The organism is Vibrio sp. MarTm2 (genome assembly GCF_027587055.1).
Classification (GTDB): domain Bacteria; phylum Pseudomonadota; class Gammaproteobacteria; order Enterobacterales; family Vibrionaceae; genus Vibrio; species Vibrio sinaloensis_D.
In genome coordinates this window covers 12694-32780 of record NZ_JAPPTK010000017.1, presented here as the reverse complement: position 1 = coordinate 32780, position 20087 = coordinate 12694, and the positions used below count along the sequence as shown (strand labels likewise).

Below are 20087 nucleotides of genomic sequence, written 5' to 3'. Positions count from 1 at the left end.
TTCTAGCTTTATAAAAGAGATTAGTTCAGGTGCAATGGCCTCGAACATTCAAGGCCATAGAATACTGCGAATTACGAAGAAAGGGTACGAATCAAGTTCGAGTAATCTTCTTTGATGTCATGGCTCTCTTCGCGAAGCTGCTCAATCTTACGACAAGCATGCAAAACTGTCGTGTGGTCACGACCACCAAACGCATCACCGATTTCAGGTAAGCTGTGGTTGGTGAGCTCTTTGGCCAATGCCATCGCAAGCTGACGCGGACGAGCCACCGAACGTGAACGGCGTTTGGACAAGAGGTCCGCCACTTTAATCTTGTAGTATTCCGCGACCGTCTTTTGAATGTTATCAATGGTCACTAGCTTCTCTTGCAGAGCAAGCAAGTCGCGCAGTGCTTCACGAACAAAGTCAATGGTAATAGGACGACCAGTAAAGTTAGCGTTGGCGATAACGCGGTTCAATGCACCTTCCAACTCACGAACGTTAGAGCGCAGACGCTTAGCAATGAAGAATGCCACTTCATCAGCTAGGTGGATTTGGTGGTCTTCCGCTTTTTTCATCAAGATCGCAACGCGCGTTTCAAGCTCAGGTGGCTCGATCGCAACCGTCAGACCCCAACCAAAACGGGATTTCAAACGATCTTCTACACCGTTGATCTCTTTCGGGTAACGGTCAGAAGTGAGGATGATCTGTTGATTACCTTCCAATAACGCATTGAAGGTATGGAAAAACTCTTCTTGCGAGCGCTCTTTGTTGGCGAAAAATTGAATATCATCGATAAGTAGAGCATCAACACTGCGATAGTAACGTTTGAACTCTTCAATCGCGTTATTCTGCAGTGCTTTTACCATATCTTGCACGAAGCGCTCAGAATGCATGTAAACCACTTTAGCATTCGGTTTGTTGTCCACAATCGCGTTACCGACCGCGTGCAACAAGTGTGTTTTACCTAGGCCAGTACCACCGTATAAGAACAGCGGGTTGTATGCTGAACCAGGGTTATCCGACACCTGACGCGCTGCCGCTAAACCGAGCTGGTTCGATTTACCTTCAACGAAGTTAGTAAACTTGTGTTTTGGGTTGACGTTAGAGCGGTGATTAATGTCAGCAATGGCTTGTGCGTCGTCATCCCAGGTTTTATGAACCGGTTTACGAGCTTGCAATTGTGCCGGTGCCGACGACTCTGCAGCAACATCGGCTGGCGTGCGTTTCGGTGTCGGCTTAGGTGCAGAAACAGGTCTGCTGCCCACTTCAAAGCGCAGGTTCGGAATGTCATTGCCACAATACTCTTGCAGCAGTCGATTAATGCTGTTGAGGTACTTATCGCGAACCCAATCGAGGACAAAGCGGTTTGGGGCAAACAAGGTGAGCGTATTGTCATTAAGCTCCGCTTGTAGCGGACGAACCCACATGCTGAATTCAGTTGCTGGTAGCTCTTCTTGAAGCTGTTGCAGACATTGCAACCAAAGCGAAGATGACACGGTGCCCCCACTCGAAGTAATTGATTGGAAAAGATTGGCAATTTTACCTGTTGATAACCAAGATCGCTAGCAATAGATCGACGATCCAGTGAATAAGATCCAAGTTATTCACAATATTTTCGACATTATTCGGCGGATCCCCACACACTGCCCCATTTTTACTCACACATTGATCCACATAAGGGCAATTTCCGCCCGATCCTGACTCTGGTGATAACTCTGTGCATGAAATATCGATCGCCACCTTCACAGGATCGAAAAATAATCCTCCGCCCCGTAAGATTTAGACCAAAATATCAACCTTATTACTCTACTATCTAGGATATTGCTCTTAGTTATTTATCTAATTAACTAAAGTAACAGTAATATTTCTCCCCATAATTATATGGAGTTGTACTATGAAAATCTGGTTTAAGGCTGCAGTTGCAGCAATCGCTCTGTCTGCTGCGACTGTGCAGGCTGCTACGGAAGTCAAAGTTGGCATGTCTGGCCGTTATTTCCCATTCACTTTCGTTAAGCAAGATCAGTTACAAGGCTTCGAAGTGGACCTATGGGACGAGATTGGTAAACGTAATGATTACAAAGTGGAATACGTAACCGCAAACTTCTCTGGTTTGTTCGGTCTACTCGAAACAGGACGCATCGATACAATTTCTAACCAAATTACAATGACAGACGCTCGTAAAGCAAAATACCTATTTGCTGACCCATATGTGGTGGATGGCGCGCAAATTACGGTTCGTAAAGGCAACGACGAGATCAAAGGTGTTCAAGATCTTGCGGGCAAGACGGTAGCTGTAAACCTAGGTTCAAACTTTGAACAGCTACTGCGTGATTACGATAAAGATGGCAAGATTAATATCAAGACTTACGACACAGGTATCGAGCACGATGTTGCACTAGGCCGCGCTGATGCATTCGTGATGGATCGCCTTTCAGCACTAGAGCTAATTAAAAAGACAGGTCTTCCTCTTCAACTTGCAGGCGAACCGTTTGAAACGATTCAAAACGCTTGGCCATTTGTAAACAATGAAAATGGTAAGAAACTGCAAGCAGAAGTTAACCAAGCGCTTGCAGCAATGCGCGCAGACGGTACTCTAGCGCAAATTTCTGAAAAGTGGTTTGGTGCAGACATCACTAAATAATGTGACCACTCCGCTACTTTTGTTGAAGTAGACTTTTCTAACCCACTGCTTTCCTTCCTTTGCAGTGGGTTTTGCTTTTCTATGTCGTTATAAACTGGGACACGTTATGGGATTCGATTTTAACTACATGCTGGAGTTGATGCCGATACTGCTTAAGTATCTGGGAACAACTATGGAGATGGCCGTTTGGGGTCTGATCTTCTCTTTAATACTGTCAGTGATTCTCGCCAATATCCGCGTATTCAAGGTTCCAGTGCTCGATCAACTGAGCCAGCTGTATATCAGCTTCTTCCGTGGCACGCCTCTGTTAGTACAGCTGTTTTTGCTTTACTACGGCTTACCACAGATTTTCCCATGGATGGTCGGGCTAGATGCTTTCAGTGCCGCTGTCATCGGTTTGACCTTACACTTCGCCGCCTACATGGCAGAAAGTATTCGCGCTGCCATTATTGGTATTGATCGAAGCCAGATGGAAGCGAGCCTCTCAGTCGGCATGACGACGACACAAGCGATGCGTCGCGTCATTTTGCCGCAAGCGACTCGTGTGGCCTTGCCTTCACTGATGAACTACTTCATCGATATGATCAAATCAACGTCACTGGCATTTACGCTAGGCGTTGCAGAGATTATGGCCAAAGCACAAATGGAGGCATCATCAAGCTTCCGTTTCTTTGAAGCGTTTCTTGCGGTTGCACTCATTTACTGGGGTGTGGTGGTTATCCTTACTCGTGTTCAAATCTGGGCAGAAGCTAAACTCAATAAGGCGTACGTACGATGATCAAACTGAGCAATATTCAAAAACGCTTTGGGGATACTGAAGTGCTAAAAGGGATTGATCTTGAGATAAAACAAGGTGAGATCATTGTCATTATTGGCTCTAGCGGAACCGGCAAGTCGACATTACTTCGCACAGTAAATTTCTTAGAGAATGCCGACAAAGGGGTTATCACGATTGATGATGTCAGCGTCGATAGTGAAAATCACACCAAAGCCGAAGTTCTCGCTTTGCGTCGTAAGACAGGCTTTGTGTTCCAAAACTATGCGCTTTTCGCCCACATGACCGCGAGACAAAACATCGCTGAAGGGCTGATTACTGTGCGCGGTTGGAAAAAAACAGACGCACTTCAACGCGCGCAAGAGATTCTTGATGATATTGGCTTAGGCGATAAGGGTGACAGTTATCCAGCGGCGTTGTCTGGTGGTCAGCAGCAGCGTGTGGGTATCGGACGCGCTATGGCGCTGCAACCAGAACTGCTGCTGTTCGATGAGCCAACATCGGCACTTGATCCTGAATGGGTGGGTGAAGTTCTTAATTTAATGAAGGACTTAGCTACAAAACATCAGACCATGCTGGTGGTCACTCATGAGATGCAATTTGCTAGAGAGGTCGCCGATCGGGTGATCTTTATGGCAGAAGGGCATATTGTTGAGCAAGGTTCTCCACAGGATATCTTTGGAAATCCACAAGATCCTCGCTTACAAAAATTCCTTCGACAAGTTGGTGCAGAGTAAAGATCACAAAAGAGGATCGTTTGATCCTTGAGATTTTGCTCACACTACGTATAATCGCTCGGCCGGAATTTAGCGCTTGCACAAAGATTGACACTTTGTGTGACTGTGATTACAATTCCGCCTCTTTGTTGAGAGGCGTCGGTTTGTCCTCTTTATATTATAGAGAAGACCTCGTATACCCACGCCGGGTTAACATTGACCTAAAACTACTGATCAGTAAAGGTAATAACCATGTCTAAACGCACTTTTCAACCTTCAGTTCTAAAGCGCAAGCGTACTCACGGTTTCCGTGCACGTATGGCTACTAAGAACGGTCGTGCAACAATCAACGCACGTCGTGCTAAAGGCCGTAAGCGTCTTTCTAAGTAATCTTCGATTATTTTGAATACGTACGCGTTCAATCGGGAGTTACGCTTGTTAACTCCCGAGCATTATCAAAATGTCTTTCAGCAAGCTCATCGAGCTGGCTCACCTCATTTCACTATCATTGCTCGCAAAAATTCCTTATCTCACCCAAGACTAGGTTTAGCCGTTCCGAAGAAACAGATTAAAACTGCTGTTGGTCGTAATCGCTTCAAGCGTCTCGCTCGCGAAAGCTTTCGTAACAAACAACATCAGCTTCCTAACAAAGATTTTGTTGTTATTGCCAAGAAAAGCGCGCAAGATTTAAGCAACGATGAAATGTTTAAACTGTTTGATAAATTATGGCAGCGTCTGTCTCGCCCCTCTCGCGGTTAGCGATCGGCCTCGTCCGACTCTATCAAGGCTTTATTAGTCCACTTCTTGGACCGCGTTGTCGTTTTACTCCAACCTGCTCTACTTATGCCATTGAAGCGTTGAAAGCTCACGGTTTTGTAAAAGGGTGTTGGTTATCAAGCAAACGTCTATTAAAATGCAACCCTTTAAATAAAAAGGGTTGGACATACGACCCCGTTCCACCAGTCCAAAAACAAGACAGAGACAATTAACGATGGATTCTCAACGTAATATCCTGTTAATCGCGCTAGCACTGGTTTCTTTCCTATTGTTCCAACAATGGCAAGTTGCAAAGAACCCAACGCCTCAGCCGGTTGAGCAGGCTCAATCAAGCAGTACTCTACCTGCCCCATCTTTTGCTGACGAGCTAGATCCAGCTCCTGGTCAGCAAGCTTCTGCTAAAACGATTACCGTGACCACTGATGCATTGACTCTGTCGATTGATACAGTTGGTGGTGATGTCATTCACGCAGATCTAAACCAATACTCGGCTGAGATGGATTCTGCTGATGCATTCGTTTTACTCAAAAACGAGCCTGGTCACCAGTTCATCGCTCAAAGTGGCCTTGTTGGCCCTCAAGGTATCGACCTAAGCAGTACTAACCGTCCTGCATATGCAGTCAGCGCGGATAGCTTCACTCTAGCAGATGGCCAAGACGAACTTCGCGTTCCAATGACATACGCAGCAAACGGCTTAGAGTACACCAAGACATTCATCCTTAAGCGTGGCAGCTACGCGATCGACGTTGAATACAACGTTGTGAACAACTCTGGCAACAACGCGACATTCGGTATGTACGCTCACCTACGTCAAAACCTTCTTGACGCTGGTGGCAGCATCACAATGCCAACTTACCGTGGTGGCGCATACTCAACAGAAGATACGCGCTACAAGAAATACAGCTTCGAAGATATGCAAGATCGTAACTTGTCTCTAAACCTGCCAGATGGTCAAGGTTGGGCGGCAATGATCCAGCACTACTTCGCATCAGCATGGATTCCACGCAACGAGCCAGGCACCAACCTATACACTCGCGTTATTGGCAATCTTGGCGATATCGGCGTTCGTATGCCGAACAAAACCATCGCAACCGGTGACAGCGCTCAAATGACGGCAACGCTTTGGGTAGGTCCAAAACTTCAAGACCAGATGGCTGAAGTTGCTCCAAACCTAGACCTTGTTGTCGATTACGGCTGGCTATGGTTCATTGCGAAACCTCTGCACTCACTGCTTTCGTTTATTCAAAGCTTTGTTGGCAACTGGGGTGTAGCAATCATCTGTTTGACGTTCATCGTACGTGGAGCCATGTACCCACTAACGAAAGCGCAATACACATCTATGGCGAAAATGCGCATGCTGCAACCTAAACTGCAAGCAATGCGTGAGCGTATTGGCGATGACCGTCAGCGCATGAGCCAAGAAATGATGGAACTGTACAAGAAAGAGAAAGTGAACCCACTAGGTGGCTGTCTTCCTCTTATCCTACAGATGCCTATCTTCATCGCACTATACTGGGCATTGATGGAGTCGGTTGAGCTACGTCACTCACCATTCTTCGGTTGGATTCATGACCTTTCAGCGCAAGACCCGTACTACATCTTGCCACTACTGATGGGTGCATCCATGTTCCTAATCCAGAAGATGAGCCCGACGACCGTGACGGATCCAATGCAGCAGAAGATCATGACCTTTATGCCGGTTATGTTTACTTTCTTCTTCCTGTTCTTCCCATCAGGTCTGGTTCTATACTGGCTGGTATCGAACATCGTAACGCTTATCCAACAAACGCTTATTTACAAAGCATTGGAGAAAAAAGGCTTACACTCTAAGTAACCTTTAATGCGAAATTATTATCAAAGGCGGCCAAAAGGTCGCCTTTTTTATTTGAGCTGATTACAATTCATCACATTACTTATTTGCCATGCAATGGCACCGAGATTCTACAGGCACAACTATGACTACAGATACCATTGTCGCCCAAGCAACCGCGCCTGGTCGTGGCGGCGTCGGCATTATTCGAGTATCCGGCCCACTGGCAGAGAAAGTCGCTCAAGAAGTAACAGGGAAAACTCTGCGTCCACGTTATGCAGAATACTTACCCTTTACCTCGCAAGATGGCTCCCAGCTTGACCAAGGTATCGCATTGTACTTCCCGAACCCGCATTCATTCACAGGTGAAGATGTCCTTGAACTGCAAGGTCATGGCGGCCCTGTCGTGATGGACATGCTAATTAAACGCATCCTACAAATACCGGGGATTCGTACCGCAAGACCGGGCGAGTTTTCAGAGCGCGCATTTTTAAATGACAAACTCGATCTCGCTCAAGCAGAAGCCATTGCTGACTTGATCGATGCAAGTTCGGAAGAAGCGGCTAAATCCGCCCTACAATCACTGCAAGGTGCGTTCTCGCAACGTATTCACACTCTGGTCGAATCCCTGATCCACCTTCGCATCTATGTTGAAGCGGCAATTGACTTCCCAGAAGAAGAGATCGACTTTCTGGCTGATGGAAAAGTAGCAGGCGATCTGCAAGCCATCATTGATAACCTGAGTGCGGTACGCCAAGAGGCGAACCAAGGCGCGATTATGCGTGAAGGCATGAAGGTGGTTATCGCTGGTCGTCCGAATGCGGGCAAATCAAGCCTGCTCAATGCACTATCAGGCAAAGAGTCGGCCATTGTGACCGACATAGCAGGAACCACACGTGACGTGCTGCGTGAACATATCCATATTGACGGAATGCCACTGCATATTATCGATACCGCAGGTCTGCGTGACGCCTCTGATGAAGTCGAGAAAATCGGCATTGAACGCGCTTGGGACGAAATCGCTCAAGCGGACCGCGTACTCTTTATGGTTGATGGCACAACCACAGATGCCACCGATCCAAAAGAAATTTGGCCAGACTTCGTTGATCGCCTACCAGATAACATTGGTATGACAGTGATCCGCAATAAAGCCGATCAAACCGGTGAAGATCTTGGCATTTGTCATGTCAACGATCCAACTCTTATCCGCTTATCAGCGAAGACGGGTGAAGGTGTCGAGTCACTACGCAGTCATTTAAAAGAGTGCATGGGCTTTGCAGGAGGTAATGAAGGCGGCTTTATGGCTCGTCGCAGACACCTAGAGGCACTGGAACGTGCAGCCGAACACCTAGACATTGGTCAACAGCAGCTTGAAGGTTATATGGCTGGGGAGATTTTGGCAGAAGAGCTGCGTATCGCTCAGCAACATTTGAGTGAAATCACTGGCGAGTTCAGCTCAGACGACCTACTGGGCCGCATCTTCTCTTCTTTCTGTATTGGTAAATAATCATCGACAGTGCGACCTCTAGGTCGCACTTCTTTTAGTAAAGGACGAACAATGATTCACATTATAACAGGCAGCACTTTAGGCGGAGCTGAATATGTGGGTGACCACCTAAGTGATCTTCTCATTGAGAAAGGGTTTGAAACCACAATCCACAACCAACCAGACATTAACGATATTGAAAACAAGGGGACATGGCTTGTTATCACATCAACTCATGGTGCGGGCGAATATCCAGATAACATTCAGCCCTTCATTAGCGCATTGCAAAACACACCACCTAAAATGAGTGAGGTTAAGTATGCCGTGATCGCGATTGGTGACTCGAGCTACGACACCTTCTGTGCCGCTGGAAAACATGCCCATAACCTTCTGGAAGATATTGGTGCAACCCCCATTACTGACTGTTTAACCATCGATGTACTCAGCCACTCAGTTCCCGAAGATGCAGCTGAAACTTGGTTGCTAGAACATATTGAGCGCTTCTAATCCCCAATTCAGAGTCGTTTTTCGGCTCTGATTTCCTCTCTGTGAATAACTTCTCCCACCACTTTTAAGTTTACTTGGTCAAAAAGCAACCATTCGGCCTGTGGATAAACTAGATCAAATCCAGTGACTTTCCTATAGTTATCCCAATAACAACTCGGATCCTTTTTCACCCCTGTGCATAACCATCAATTTTGATCTCAGGAAATCCTCGATCTGATCAAAGGCTGATCACAGATTACGATCCATAAAAGATCCATGATCTTGTTGATCATTTTTGAGTTATCCACAGAGATCGTCGATCCTAATAATAGATCTAATAAAAGATCATATATATAGATCTTATATATATAAGTCTTTCAAGCCTTTAAATGAAAAGTCTCAAAAGCGTTTCCACACTCTGTGAAAGAAGGTAGAATAACGCTCTTTTATCTTTCTATAGCTTGATTGAATACCTGAGGTCAGTTCATGCTCTATCACGAAAACTTTGACGTCATTGTCGTTGGTGGCGGTCACGCAGGAACGGAAGCCGCATTAGCATCTGCACGGACAGGTCAAAAGACCCTTTTGCTTACTCACAATATCGATACTTTGGGCCAAATGTCATGTAACCCAGCAATCGGTGGTATTGGTAAAGGTCACCTAGTCAAAGAAGTCGATGCAATGGGTGGTTTAATGGCTCAGGCTATCGATCATGCGGGTATTCAATTTCGAACTCTCAATGCCTCTAAAGGCCCAGCTGTACGAGCGACTCGAGCGCAAGCAGACCGTGCCCTGTACAAAGCGTATGTTCGTGAAGCGCTTGAAAATGCTGACAACTTAACGCTTTTCCAACAGTCAGTGGATGACCTAATTGTGGAAAACGACACCGCTGTAGGTGTTGTAACCCAAATGGGGCTTAAGTTTCGAGCAAAAGCCGTGGTCCTTACCGTCGGCACCTTTTTAGGTGGCAAGATCCACATTGGTATGGAGAGCTCTTCAGGTGGTCGAGCTGGGGATCCACCTTCGATCGCGCTAGCTGATCGTCTCCGTGAGCTCCCATTCCGTGTTGATCGTCTTAAAACAGGCACACCTCCAAGGATCGATGCTCGAAGTGTCGATTTCTCAGAGTTGGAAGTACAACACGGTGATAATCCAACACCAGTATTTTCATTCATGGGACAACGCACTCAGCATCCTCGTCAAATCCCATGTTTCATCACGCATACTAACGAAAGTACGCATGAAGTGATCCGCAACAACCTTGATCGCAGTCCAATGTACGCAGGGGTGATTGAAGGGATTGGTCCTCGTTACTGTCCTTCGATTGAAGACAAAGTGATGCGTTTTGCTGACAAAAACAGCCACCAGATTTTTATTGAACCAGAAGGTTTGACGACTCACGAACTCTATCCAAATGGTATTTCCACCAGCTTACCATTTGATGTTCAAGTTCAGATCGTGCGTTCGATGAAAGGGTTTGAAAACGCGCATATTGTTCGTCCTGGTTATGCGATTGAATACGATTTCTTTGACCCACGTGATTTGAAACAGACTTACGAAACCAAGTTTATTAGCGGTCTGTTTTTTGCCGGCCAAATCAACGGCACAACGGGTTACGAAGAAGCGGCTGCACAGGGCTTGATGGCGGGCTTGAACGCAAGCTTGCACAGCCAAGGTAAAGAAGGCTGGAGCCCACGTCGCGATCAAGCTTACATGGGCGTGCTAATTGACGATTTGTCTACCATGGGTACCAAAGAGCCGTACCGCATGTTCACTTCTCGTGCAGAATACCGTCTCTTGTTGCGTGAAGATAACGCAGACTTGCGTTTGACAGAAAAAGCTCGCGAGCTAGGTTTGATTGATGATGCGCGTTGGGCTCGTTTCAACGAAAAACTCGACAACATGGAAAAAGAGCGTCAACGTCTGAAAGAAACGTGGATGAATCCTAAGTCAGAAGGTATCGATGCCCTTAATGCGATTTTAAAATCGCCAATGTCTCGTGAAGCAAGTGGCGAAGATCTTCTGCGTCGTCCTGAGATGACCTATTCACAGCTCACGGCTCTGGATCGTTTTGCGCCTGCACTTGAGGATCAACAAGCCGCTGAGCAAGTTGAAATCCAAGTGAAGTACGAAGGTTACATTCAGCGACAGCAAGATGAAATCGAAAAATCTCTGCGCCACGAGAACACGAAACTACCTGTCGATATGGATTACTCGAAAGTCAGTGGCCTTTCCAATGAAGTAGTAGCGAAACTGACGGAGGCGAAACCTGAAAGCATCGGTATTGCTTCTCGTATTTCAGGTATTACTCCTGCTGCGATTTCCATTTTACTGGTTCACTTGAAAAAGCAAGGCATTTTAAAAAAAGGTGAGGTCGCGTAATGAGCCAACTTCGTAATAAGCTTGATGAACTCATCGCGCAAACTGACTTAGAGGTGTCTGAACTGCAACGTAACCAGCTGGTTGAGTACGTTGAAATGCTCAATAAGTGGAACAAAGCGTACAACTTGACTTCGGTTCGTGATCCCGAAGAAATGCTGGTGAAACATATTCTAGATAGCATTATTGTTAGCACTCACTTACAAGGTGAGCGCTTTATTGATGTTGGCACAGGTCCTGGACTTCCGGGAATTCCTCTGGCCATTATGTGTCCAGATAAGCACTTTCACTTACTCGACAGCCTTGGCAAGCGTATCCGTTTTATCAAACAAGCACTCCATGAGCTGAAGATCGAAAATGTGATGCCGATTCAAAGTCGCGTCGAAGAGTTTCAACCAGAAGAAAAGTTTGATGCCGTACTGAGCCGTGCATTCGCATCTATGGTAGATATGGTAAGTTGGTGTCACCACCTTCCCAAAGCCGAGACAGGGCTATTTTTGGCACTGAAGGGGCAATTACCACAGGGTGAGATTGATGAACTTCCTGAGTGGTGTTGTGTGACCGACATCAAAGCTTTGAATGTTCCTCAATTGGAAGGTGAGCGTCATCTAGTAACCTTATCGCGCAAGGAATAATAGCGAGGTCCATTGTGGGTAAAATCGTAGCGATCGCCAACCAGAAAGGTGGAGTTGGTAAAACAACAACCTGTATCAACTTAGCGGCCTCTATGGCTGCGACTAAGCGTAAAGTCTTGGTGATTGATCTTGATCCACAAGGGAACGCAACCATGGCCAGTGGCGTTGACAAGTATCAAGTCGATGCCACTGCCTATGAACTTCTCGTCGAAGATGTACCGTTTTCTGAAGTGGTTTGTACGAACACATCAGGAAACTATGATCTGATTGCCGCGAACGGAGATGTAACGGCGGCTGAAATCAAGCTAATGGAAGTCTTCGCTCGAGAGGTACGCCTAAAGCACGCTCTTGCGTCAGTTCGCGATAACTATGATTTCATCTTTATCGATTGTCCTCCCTCTCTAAACCTTCTTACAATCAATGCCATGGCCGCAGCGGATTCGGTCTTGGTTCCTATGCAGTGTGAGTACTTTGCATTAGAAGGTTTAACGGCGTTAATGGACACAATCAGTAAGCTTGCGGCCGTGGTGAATGAGAACCTAAAGATTGAAGGGTTGCTGCGCACCATGTATGACCCTCGCAATAGGCTCTCGAATGAAGTGTCCGATCAACTGAAGAAGCACTTTGGCAACAAGGTGTACCGCACTGTTATTCCTCGTAATGTTCGTTTGGCTGAAGCGCCAAGCCATGGTAAACCAGCCATGTACTACGACAAATACTCTGCAGGCGCAAAAGCCTATCTCGCGCTTGCTGGCGAAATGCTTCGCCGTGAAGAAGTACCTGCATAAACCAACCAAAGGAACTCCGTCTCATGTCTAAACGTGGTTTGGGTAAAGGGCTTGATGCTCTGCTTTCGACTAGTTCGCTAGCGCGTGAAAAACAGCAAAATGCGCTCCAGAGTCAACAGCTCTCGTCTGAAGGTGAACTGACCGACTTAAGCATCAACAGCCTTAAGCCTGGTGTTTATCAACCTCGCAAAGATATGTCACCTGAGGCATTAGAGGAGTTGGCTGCGTCGATCGAATCCCAAGGCATTATCCAGCCGATTGTCGTTCGTCAGGTTGAACACGACAAATTTGAGATTATCGCAGGTGAGCGGCGTTGGCGTGCGGCGCGGAAAGCCGGTCTAAAACAAGTGCCTTGTGTGATCAAAAATGTGGAAGATCGCGCGGCGATCGCGATGGCATTGATCGAAAACATTCAACGCGAAGATCTCAACGTGATTGAAGAGGCGGTTGCGCTTGAACGTTTGCAAACTGAGTTCTCACTGACTCATCAGCAGGTCGCTGATGTGATTGGTAAATCTCGAGCGGCTGTCAGCAACATATTACGTCTTAATCAGTTGGAAAATGACGTAAAAGGTTTGGTTTCAGACAATTTACTCGATATGGGGCATGCTCGAGCACTGCTAGCTCTTGAGGGCGAACAACAGATCGAAGTTGCCCTGCAAGTGGCCAAGAAGCATTTAACGGTTCGTCAAACGGAACAACTTGTAAAAAAATGTCTGCAACCGGCGGTTGAAGATAAAAATGCTCCTCAAGATGTGGAGATACAAGAATTGTCACAAAAATTGAGTGTAATGCTCGGGGGTAAAGTTGCTATTGTCCGAAACCCTAGCGGAAAGTCGAAAGTGACGATTAGTCTTGATGAGCCTCACAAATTAGAGCAACTGATTGCCAAGCTAGAGAGCTAAATGAGATAATTGATCTCAATCAATTATGTAAAAAACTATTTTTTGTGCGAAAGTTGTCGGTTTGTAAACAAAAATGTAACTTTTTGCGGGCTTTTAATTGCATTAAGGCACACTGACCGTATAATTTTTGCCAATTTCCCAGCACAGAGTGAAGTCGTGCAAAGTGGATATTACTAGAGGTACGAATACATGGTGGCTGCGTTAGCTAGACCAGGACGAGAGCTTGCTAAGCGATTGTTGTTGATCGAAATGGGCGCGGTTACGTTAGTGGCAGCAGGAATGGCGATTGCTGTAAATACTGAATGGGGAGTTTCAGCGCTAATTGGTGGTGGCATTTTTGTTATCGCTAATGCTGTATTTGCCTTGTGTGCTTTTCTCTTTGTAGGGGCTCGTGCTGCCAAAATGGTCGCTGCGTTTTTCTACACAGGGGAAGCACTAAAGATTCTCATCACAGTGGCACTCTTTTCCGTTGCTTACATGTATATGCAGGTGGAACTCGTTCCCCTGAAACTAACCTATTTGCTGGTACTTGGGATTAACATCTTTGCGCCAGCGCTATTCATTAACAACAAAAAATAGGATGAGTTATGGCTGCGCCAGGTGAAGCGCTAACAGCTTCCGGTTACATCACTCACCACCTTACTCACCTTTCAACTTACAAGTTGGGGTTAGTGGCGGAAGAGACGAGTTTCTGGAACATACACATCGATAGCCTGTTGTTTTCTTGGATCACTGGTTTAATGTTCTTAGGAGTATTTTACAAAGTAGCTAAGAAGTCGACAGTAGGTGTGCCGGGTAAGCTTCAATGTTTTGTTGAAATGATCGTAGAATTTGTCGCGGAAAACGTCAAAGATACGTTCCATGGACGCAACCCATTGATTGCCCCTCTCGCACTGACTATCTTTTGTTGGGTATTTTTAATGAACTTGATGGACCTTGTGCCTATCGATTTCTTACCTTACCCAGCAGAGCATTGGCTAGGTATTCCTTATCTTAAGATAGTACCTTCTGCTGATGCGAACATCACCATGGGAATGGCAATAGGCGTATTCGCTCTGATGATTTTCTACAGCATCAAAGTGAAAGGTCTAGGTGGGTTTGCCAAAGAACTAGCATTACATCCATTTAATCACTGGACAATGATTCCGTTTAACCTATTGATTGAAGTGGTATCGCTACTAGCGAAGCCTCTGTCACTTGGTATGCGTCTATTCGGTAACATGTTCGCAGGTGAGGTTGTATTCATTCTTTGTGCGGCAATGCTACCATGGTTCCTTCAATGGATGGGTTCACTACCGTGGGCGATTTTCCATATTCTGGTAATCACGATTCAGGCCTTCGTGTTTATGATGCTAACGATTGTTTATATGTCAATGGCACACGAAGACAGCGATCACTAATTTTTTAAACTCTTATTAGTCAAAAGTATATTTGGAGATAGTAATGGAAACTGTATTGAGCTTTTCAGCAATCGCAGTAGCAATCATCGTTGGTCTATGTGCAGTAGGTACTGCAATCGGCTTCGCAGTACTAGGTGGTAAATTCCTAGAAGGTGCTGCACGTCAACCAGAAATGGCACCAATGCTACAAGTTAAGATGTTCATCATCGCGGGTCTACTGGATGCGGTTCCAATGATCGGTATCGTAATCGCTCTACTATTTACTTTCGCAAACCCATTCGTTGGTCAACTAGCTGGTTAATCTTTGCTTTTCAAAGGCAAACATCGGTTTGTCATTGATTAACACTAAGTCCAATAAAGAGGGGTAGCTGTTGTGAATATGAACGCAACTCTGCTAGGTCAAGCAATCTCGTTCGCAATGTTTGTGTGGTTCTGCATGAAATATGTATGGCCGCCAATCATGAACGCTATTGAAGAACGTCAGAAAAAAATCGCTGATGGCCTTCAAGCGGCAGAACGAGCTGAGAAAGACTTGAATCTAGCTCAAGCTAATGCTTCTTCTCAAATGAAAGAAGCGAAGCGCACAGCAACTGAGGTCATTGAGCAAGCGAACAAGCGTAAGACTCAAATTCTAGACGAAGCTCGCGAGGAAGCTCAGGCAGAACGCCAGAAAATCCTTGCTCAAGCGGAAGCTGAAATTGAAGCTGAACGCAACCGTGCGCGCGATGAACTGCGCAAACAAGTTGCAACTCTGGCTTTAGCTGGTGCTGAGAAAATCCTTGAGCGTTCAATCGATAAAGATGCGCACAAAGATCTTCTCGACAACATTACTGCAAAACTTTAAGTCTGGGGGCGCACATGGCTGATATGACTACTATCGCACGCCCCTATGCTAAAGCAGCATTCGACTTTGCTGTTGAAAAAGGCCAACTAGACCAATGGGGTCAAATGTTGTCTTTTGCAGCGGAAGTTGCCAATAACGAACAAATTCATGAGCTTTTAACCAGCTCAATGTCTGCAGACAAACTTGCAGAAGTATTTGTTGCGGTATGTGGCGAACAAGTTGATGAGTTCGGTCAAAACCTGATTAAGGTGATGGCTGAGAATGGTCGATTACAGGCCCTTCCTGATGTATGCGCTGAGTTCTTGTTACTTAAGCAAGAACACGAGAAAGAAATCACCGTTGAAGTGACTTCAGCAACAGAACTTTCTGAACAGCAAAAAGCAGACATCAGCAGCAAACTTGAAACGCGTCTTGAACGCAAAGTCCAGCTGAATTGCAGCGTAGATGAGGCCCTACTTGGTGGGGTTATTATTAGAGCCGGAGACTTAGTCATCGATAACTCAGCACGTGGCCGTTTAAGCCGCCTGAGCGATGCATTGCAGTCTTAATGGGGATTGGAGCATGCAACTTAATTCCACGGAAATTAGCGATCTAATCAAACAACGTATCGAATCTTTCGAAGTTGTTAGTGAAGCTCGCAACGAAGGTACTATCGTATCGGTAAGCGATGGTATCATTCGCATTCACGGCCTAGCGGACGTGATGCAAGGTGAAATGATTGAATTACCGGGTGGCCGTTATGCACTAGCACTTAACCTTGAGCGTGACTCGGTTGGTGCGGTTGTAATGGGCCCATATGCTGACCTTAAGGAAGGCATGAAAGTTACAGGTACTGGTCGTATCCTTGAAGTACCAGTTGGTCCTGAAATGCTTGGTCGTGTTGTTAACACACTAGGTGAGCCAATTGATGGTAAAGGTCCAATCGAAGCGAAACTGTCTTCGCCTGTAGAAGTGATTGCACCAGGTGTAATCGACCGTAAATCGGTTGATCAGCCTGTTCAAACTGGTTACAAATCTGTTGACTCAATGATCCCAATCGGTCGTGGTCAGCGTGAGCTTGTAATCGGTGACCGTCAGACTGGTAAAACAGCAATGGCGATCGATGCAATCATCAACCAGAAAGACTCTGGTATTTTCTCTATCTACGTAGCTATCGGTCAGAAAGCATCGACTATCGCTAACGTAGTTCGCAAACTAGAAGAGCACGGCGCGCTAGCAAACACTATCGTTGTTGTTGCATCGGCTTCTGAATCTGCAGCGCTACAATACCTAGCGCCATACGCAGGTTGTGCGATGGGTGAATACTTCCGTGATCGCGGCGAAGACGCACTGATTGTTTATGATGATCTATCTAAGCAAGCGGTAGCTTACCGTCAGATCTCTCTACTACTAAAACGCCCACCAGGTCGTGAAGCATTCCCAGGTGACGTTTTCTACCTCCACTCACGTCTACTAGAGCGTGCAGCTCGTGTAAGCGAAGAGTACGTAGAAAAGTTCACTAACGGAGAAGTGAAAGGTAAGACAGGTTCTCTAACTGCACTGCCTATCATTGAAACTCAAGCTGGTGACGTTTCAGCATTCGTACCGACAAACGTAATCTCGATTACTGACGGTCAGATCTTCCTACAGACTGAGCTATTCAACGCAGGTGTTCGCCCAGCGGTTGACCCAGGTATCTCAGTATCTCGTGTTGGTGGTTCTGCACAGACGAAAATCATCAAGAAGCTATCAGGCGGTATCCGTACAGCACTAGCTCAGTACCGTGAACTTGCGGCATTCGCACAGTTCTCTTCTGACCTTGATGAAGCGACAAAGAAACAGCTAGACCACGGTCAGAAAGTTACAGAACTAATGAAGCAGAAGCAGTACGCTCCTATGTCTGTATTTGACCAAGCGCTAGTAATCTTTGCGGCAGAGCGCGGCTACCTAGCAGATGTTGAACTAAGCAAACTGCTAGATTTCGAAGCGGCTCTACTATCGTTCGCTCGCGGTCAATACGCTGAATTTGCAGCTGAGATCGACAAGACGGGTGCATATAACGATGAAGTTGAAGCACAGCTTAAGAAGCTGACTGACGACTTCGTAGCAACCCAAACTTGGTAATAGGTCGGTGGCAGTAATGCCACCAACTAATGGAGAGTAACGATGGCCGGCGCAAAAGAGATACGTAATAAAATCGGTAGTGTTAAAAGCACTCAGAAGATTACGAAAGCAATGGAAATGGTAGCAGCTTCAAAAATGCGTCGTTCTCAAGATGCAATGGAAGCTTCTCGTCCATACGCTGAAACAATACGTAAAGTGATCGGTCACGTAGCAAACGCAAGTCTAGAGTATCGTCATCCATACCTAGAGGAGCGTGAAGCTAAACGTGTTGGTTACATCATCGTTTCAACAGACCGTGGCCTATGTGGCGGCTTGAACATTAACGTGTTCAAAAAAGCTGTCATAGACATGCAAAGCTGGAAAGAGAAAGGTGCTGAAGTTGAACTGGCATTGATTGGTTCAAAAGCAACTGGCTTCTTTAATAACAGCGGTGCAAAAGTAGCGGCTCAGGTTTCTGGTTTAGGCGATAGCCCAAGCCTTGAAGACCTAATCGGTTCTGTTAGCGTAATGCTGAAGAAATACGATGAAGGTGAATTGGACCGCCTATATGTTGTGAGCAACAAGTTTGTGAACACCATGGTTCAACAACCAACGATCGATCAATTACTACCTTTGCCTAAATCGGACAGCGAAGAGATGCAGCGTACCCACCAGTGGGACTACATCTACGAGCCAGAACCAAAAGCACTACTAGACACGCTTCTAGTGCGCTATGTGGAATCTCAAGTATACCAAGGTGTGGTTGAGAACCTTGCTTGTGAGCAAGCGGCTCGAATGATTGCAATGAAAGCTGCAACTGATAATGCGAGCAACCTGATTGATGACTTAGAGCTTGTGTATAACAAGGCGCGTCAAGCGGCGATTACACAAGAGCTATCTGAAATCGTTTCAGGTGCGGCAGCGGTTTAAGCTTAGGTAAAACGAAACAGTTTAGAGGATTAACGATGGCTACAGGTAAGATCGTACAGATCATCGGTGCAGTAGTCGACGTAGAGTTCCCACAGAGTGAAGTACCAAGTGTATATGACGCTCTGAACGTAACAGAATCAAAAGAGCGTCTAGTTCTTGAGGTTCAACAACAGCTAGGCGGTGGCGTAGTTCGTTGTATCGTAATGGGTAGCTCTGATGGTTTACGTCGTGGAGTTGAAGTAGTAAATACAGGCGCTCCAATTTCAGTACCAGTAGGTACTAAGACCCTAGGTCGTATCATGAACGTTCTAGGTGACGCAATTGACGAGTGTGGTGAAATCGGTGCGGAAGAGACTTACTCTATCCACCGTGAAGCACCAAGCTACGAAGAGCAATCAAACGAGATCGCTCTACTAGAAACTGGCGTTAAAGTAATCGACCTAGTTTGTCCATTCGCTAAGGGTGGTAAAATCGGTCTATTCGGTGGTGCAGGTGTAGGTAAGACCGTTAACATGATGGAACTTATCAACAACATCGCACTTCAACACTCGGGCCTATCAGTATTCGCTGGTGTAGGTGAGCGTACTCGTGAAGGTAACGATTTCTACTTTGAGATGCAGGAAGCAGGCGTTGTTAACGTTGAAAACCCTGAAGAATCTAAAGTAGCGATGGTTTACGGTCAGATGAACGAGCCACCAGGTAACCGTCTACGTGTTGCACTGACTGGTCTAACAATGGCAGAGCGCTTCCGTGACGAAGGTCGTGATGTACTACTGTTCGTTGATAACATCTACCGTTACACACTTGCAGGTACAGAGGTATCAGCACTGCTAGGTCGTATGCCTTCAGCGGTAGGTTACCAGCCAACTCTTGCAGAAGAGATGGGTGTACTACAGGAGCGTATCACGTCAACGAAATCAGGTTCTATCACGTCTGTTCAGGCGGTATACGTACCAGCCGATGACTTGACTGACCCGTCTCCAGCAACAACGTTCGCGCACTTGGATGCAACGGTTGTACTTAACCGTAACATCGCTGCAATGGGTCTATACCCTGCGATCGACCCACTAGATTCAACATCTCGTATGCTTGACCCTCTAGTTGTTGGTCAAGAGCACTACGACATTGCTCGTGGCGTTCAGCAGACACTTCAGCGCTACAAAGAGCTGAAAGATATCATTGCGATTCTAGGTATGGATGAGCTATCTGAAGAAGATAAGCAAGTTGTATCTCGTGCACGTAAGATTGAGCGTTTCCTAACTCAGCCTTACCACGTAGCGGAAGTATTTACTGGCGACCCAGGTGTTTACGTACCTCTAAAAGAGACTCTACGTGGCTTTAAAGGTCTACTAGCTGGTGATTACGATGACATTCCAGAGCAAGCTTTCATGTACTGTGGTGCAATTGAAGATGCTATCGAGAATGCGAAGAAGCTATAAGGCTAACTAGGA

Annotated in this window: 22 protein-coding genes; 21 read left to right on the top strand and 1 reads right to left on the bottom strand. The window is 46.2% G+C overall.

The genetic code is table 11. The features are described 5' to 3' along the window. Positions 1-71 precede the first annotated feature (71 nt). Complete coding sequence (gene dnaA, locus OH458_RS20530; protein ID WP_269979652.1) at positions 72-1478, bottom strand: chromosomal replication initiator protein DnaA; 1407 nt, start codon at positions 1476-1478, stop codon at positions 72-74. Between the two features lie 398 nt (positions 1479-1876). Here dnaA and OH458_RS20525 point away from each other — a divergent pair, with 398 nt between their 5' ends. The 21 genes from OH458_RS20525 to atpD all read left to right on the top strand — a co-directional run bounded on the left by OH458_RS20525 (position 1877) and on the right by atpD (position 20075). After that, complete coding sequence (locus OH458_RS20525) at positions 1877-2623, top strand: amino acid ABC transporter substrate-binding protein (RefSeq protein ID WP_039478832.1); 747 nt, start codon at positions 1877-1879, stop codon at positions 2621-2623. 106 nt (positions 2624-2729) lie between these two features. After that, positions 2730-3401, top strand: coding sequence for an amino acid ABC transporter permease (locus OH458_RS20520; protein WP_005472539.1), 672 nt, complete (start codon positions 2730-2732; stop codon positions 3399-3401). Then, positions 3398-4135, top strand: a complete 738-nt coding sequence (locus tag OH458_RS20515) for an amino acid ABC transporter ATP-binding protein (RefSeq protein WP_039478835.1) — start codon at positions 3398-3400, stop codon at positions 4133-4135. The genes OH458_RS20520 and OH458_RS20515 overlap by 4 nt, the downstream gene beginning before the upstream one ends. A 231-nt stretch (positions 4136-4366) precedes the next feature. Further along, positions 4367-4504 (top strand): 50S ribosomal protein L34, encoded by a 138-nt coding sequence (gene rpmH, locus OH458_RS20510; protein WP_038141364.1) that lies wholly within the window; start codon positions 4367-4369, stop codon positions 4502-4504. A 45-nt stretch (positions 4505-4549) separates the two neighbouring features. Beyond that, positions 4550-4873 (top strand): ribonuclease P protein component, encoded by a 324-nt coding sequence (gene rnpA / locus OH458_RS20505; RefSeq protein ID WP_050796250.1) that lies wholly within the window; start codon positions 4550-4552, stop codon positions 4871-4873. After that, a complete protein-coding gene (yidD, locus tag OH458_RS20500; RefSeq protein ID WP_072016668.1) occupies positions 4840-5103 on the top strand; it encodes a membrane protein insertion efficiency factor YidD in 264 nt (87 codons plus the stop codon). The genes rnpA and yidD overlap by 34 nt, the downstream gene beginning before the upstream one ends. Positions 5104-5105: 2 nt before the next feature. Continuing rightward, the gene (gene yidC / locus OH458_RS20495; RefSeq protein WP_038141369.1) at positions 5106-6725 is read left to right on the top strand and encodes a membrane protein insertase YidC; all 1620 of its coding nucleotides are present in this window, start codon (positions 5106-5108) and stop codon (positions 6723-6725) included. A gap of 121 nt (positions 6726-6846) precedes the next feature. Continuing rightward, positions 6847-8208: a tRNA uridine-5-carboxymethylaminomethyl(34) synthesis GTPase MnmE gene (gene mnmE, locus OH458_RS20490; protein WP_039478842.1), complete on the top strand. Its 1362-nt coding sequence runs from the start codon at positions 6847-6849 to the stop codon at positions 8206-8208. 51 nt (positions 8209-8259) lie between these two features. Then, positions 8260-8694 carry an FMN-binding protein MioC gene (gene mioC, locus OH458_RS20485; RefSeq protein WP_269979651.1) on the top strand — a complete coding sequence of 145 codons (435 nt, stop codon included), beginning with the start codon at positions 8260-8262 and terminating at the stop codon, positions 8692-8694. 465 nt (positions 8695-9159) lie between these two features. Continuing rightward, positions 9160-11055, top strand: a complete 1896-nt coding sequence (mnmG, locus tag OH458_RS20480; protein ID WP_269979650.1) for a tRNA uridine-5-carboxymethylaminomethyl(34) synthesis enzyme MnmG — start codon at positions 9160-9162, stop codon at positions 11053-11055. Continuing rightward, positions 11055-11687, top strand: coding sequence for a 16S rRNA (guanine(527)-N(7))-methyltransferase RsmG (gene rsmG, locus OH458_RS20475; RefSeq protein ID WP_269979649.1), 633 nt, complete (start codon positions 11055-11057; stop codon positions 11685-11687). Before mnmG ends, rsmG begins: the two co-directional genes overlap by 1 nt. Positions 11688-11701: 14 nt before the next feature. Beyond that, on the top strand, positions 11702-12475 hold the full coding sequence (locus tag OH458_RS20470; RefSeq protein ID WP_005476196.1) for a ParA family protein: 774 nt from the start codon (positions 11702-11704) through the stop codon (positions 12473-12475). Between the two features lie 23 nt (positions 12476-12498). Further along, a complete protein-coding gene (locus OH458_RS20465) occupies positions 12499-13380 on the top strand; it encodes a ParB/RepB/Spo0J family partition protein (protein WP_269979648.1) in 882 nt (293 codons plus the stop codon). A gap of 189 nt (positions 13381-13569) precedes the next feature. After that, a complete protein-coding gene (locus tag OH458_RS20460; protein ID WP_269979647.1) occupies positions 13570-13959 on the top strand; it encodes a F0F1 ATP synthase subunit I in 390 nt (129 codons plus the stop codon). 8 nt (positions 13960-13967) lie between these two features. After that, positions 13968-14780: a F0F1 ATP synthase subunit A gene (gene atpB, locus OH458_RS20455; RefSeq protein ID WP_005476192.1), complete on the top strand. Its 813-nt coding sequence runs from the start codon at positions 13968-13970 to the stop codon at positions 14778-14780. A gap of 43 nt (positions 14781-14823) precedes the next feature. Next, positions 14824-15081, top strand: coding sequence for a F0F1 ATP synthase subunit C (gene atpE, locus OH458_RS20450; RefSeq protein ID WP_000450922.1), 258 nt, complete (start codon positions 14824-14826; stop codon positions 15079-15081). Between the two features lie 72 nt (positions 15082-15153). Continuing rightward, positions 15154-15624 carry a F0F1 ATP synthase subunit B gene (gene atpF, locus OH458_RS20445; protein WP_038191821.1) on the top strand — a complete coding sequence of 157 codons (471 nt, stop codon included), beginning with the start codon at positions 15154-15156 and terminating at the stop codon, positions 15622-15624. A gap of 14 nt (positions 15625-15638) precedes the next feature. Then, a complete protein-coding gene (atpH, locus tag OH458_RS20440; RefSeq protein ID WP_269979646.1) occupies positions 15639-16172 on the top strand; it encodes a F0F1 ATP synthase subunit delta in 534 nt (177 codons plus the stop codon). Positions 16173-16185: 13 nt separating this feature from the next. Beyond that, the gene (gene atpA / locus OH458_RS20435; RefSeq protein ID WP_138972880.1) at positions 16186-17727 is read left to right on the top strand and encodes a F0F1 ATP synthase subunit alpha; all 1542 of its coding nucleotides are present in this window, start codon (positions 16186-16188) and stop codon (positions 17725-17727) included. A gap of 42 nt (positions 17728-17769) precedes the next feature. Beyond that, a complete protein-coding gene (atpG, locus tag OH458_RS20430; RefSeq protein WP_004411115.1) occupies positions 17770-18636 on the top strand; it encodes a F0F1 ATP synthase subunit gamma in 867 nt (288 codons plus the stop codon). Positions 18637-18671: 35 nt separating this feature from the next. Continuing rightward, on the top strand, positions 18672-20075 hold the full coding sequence (gene atpD, locus OH458_RS20425) for a F0F1 ATP synthase subunit beta (protein WP_269979645.1): 1404 nt from the start codon (positions 18672-18674) through the stop codon (positions 20073-20075). Positions 20076-20087: the final 12 nt, after the last annotated feature.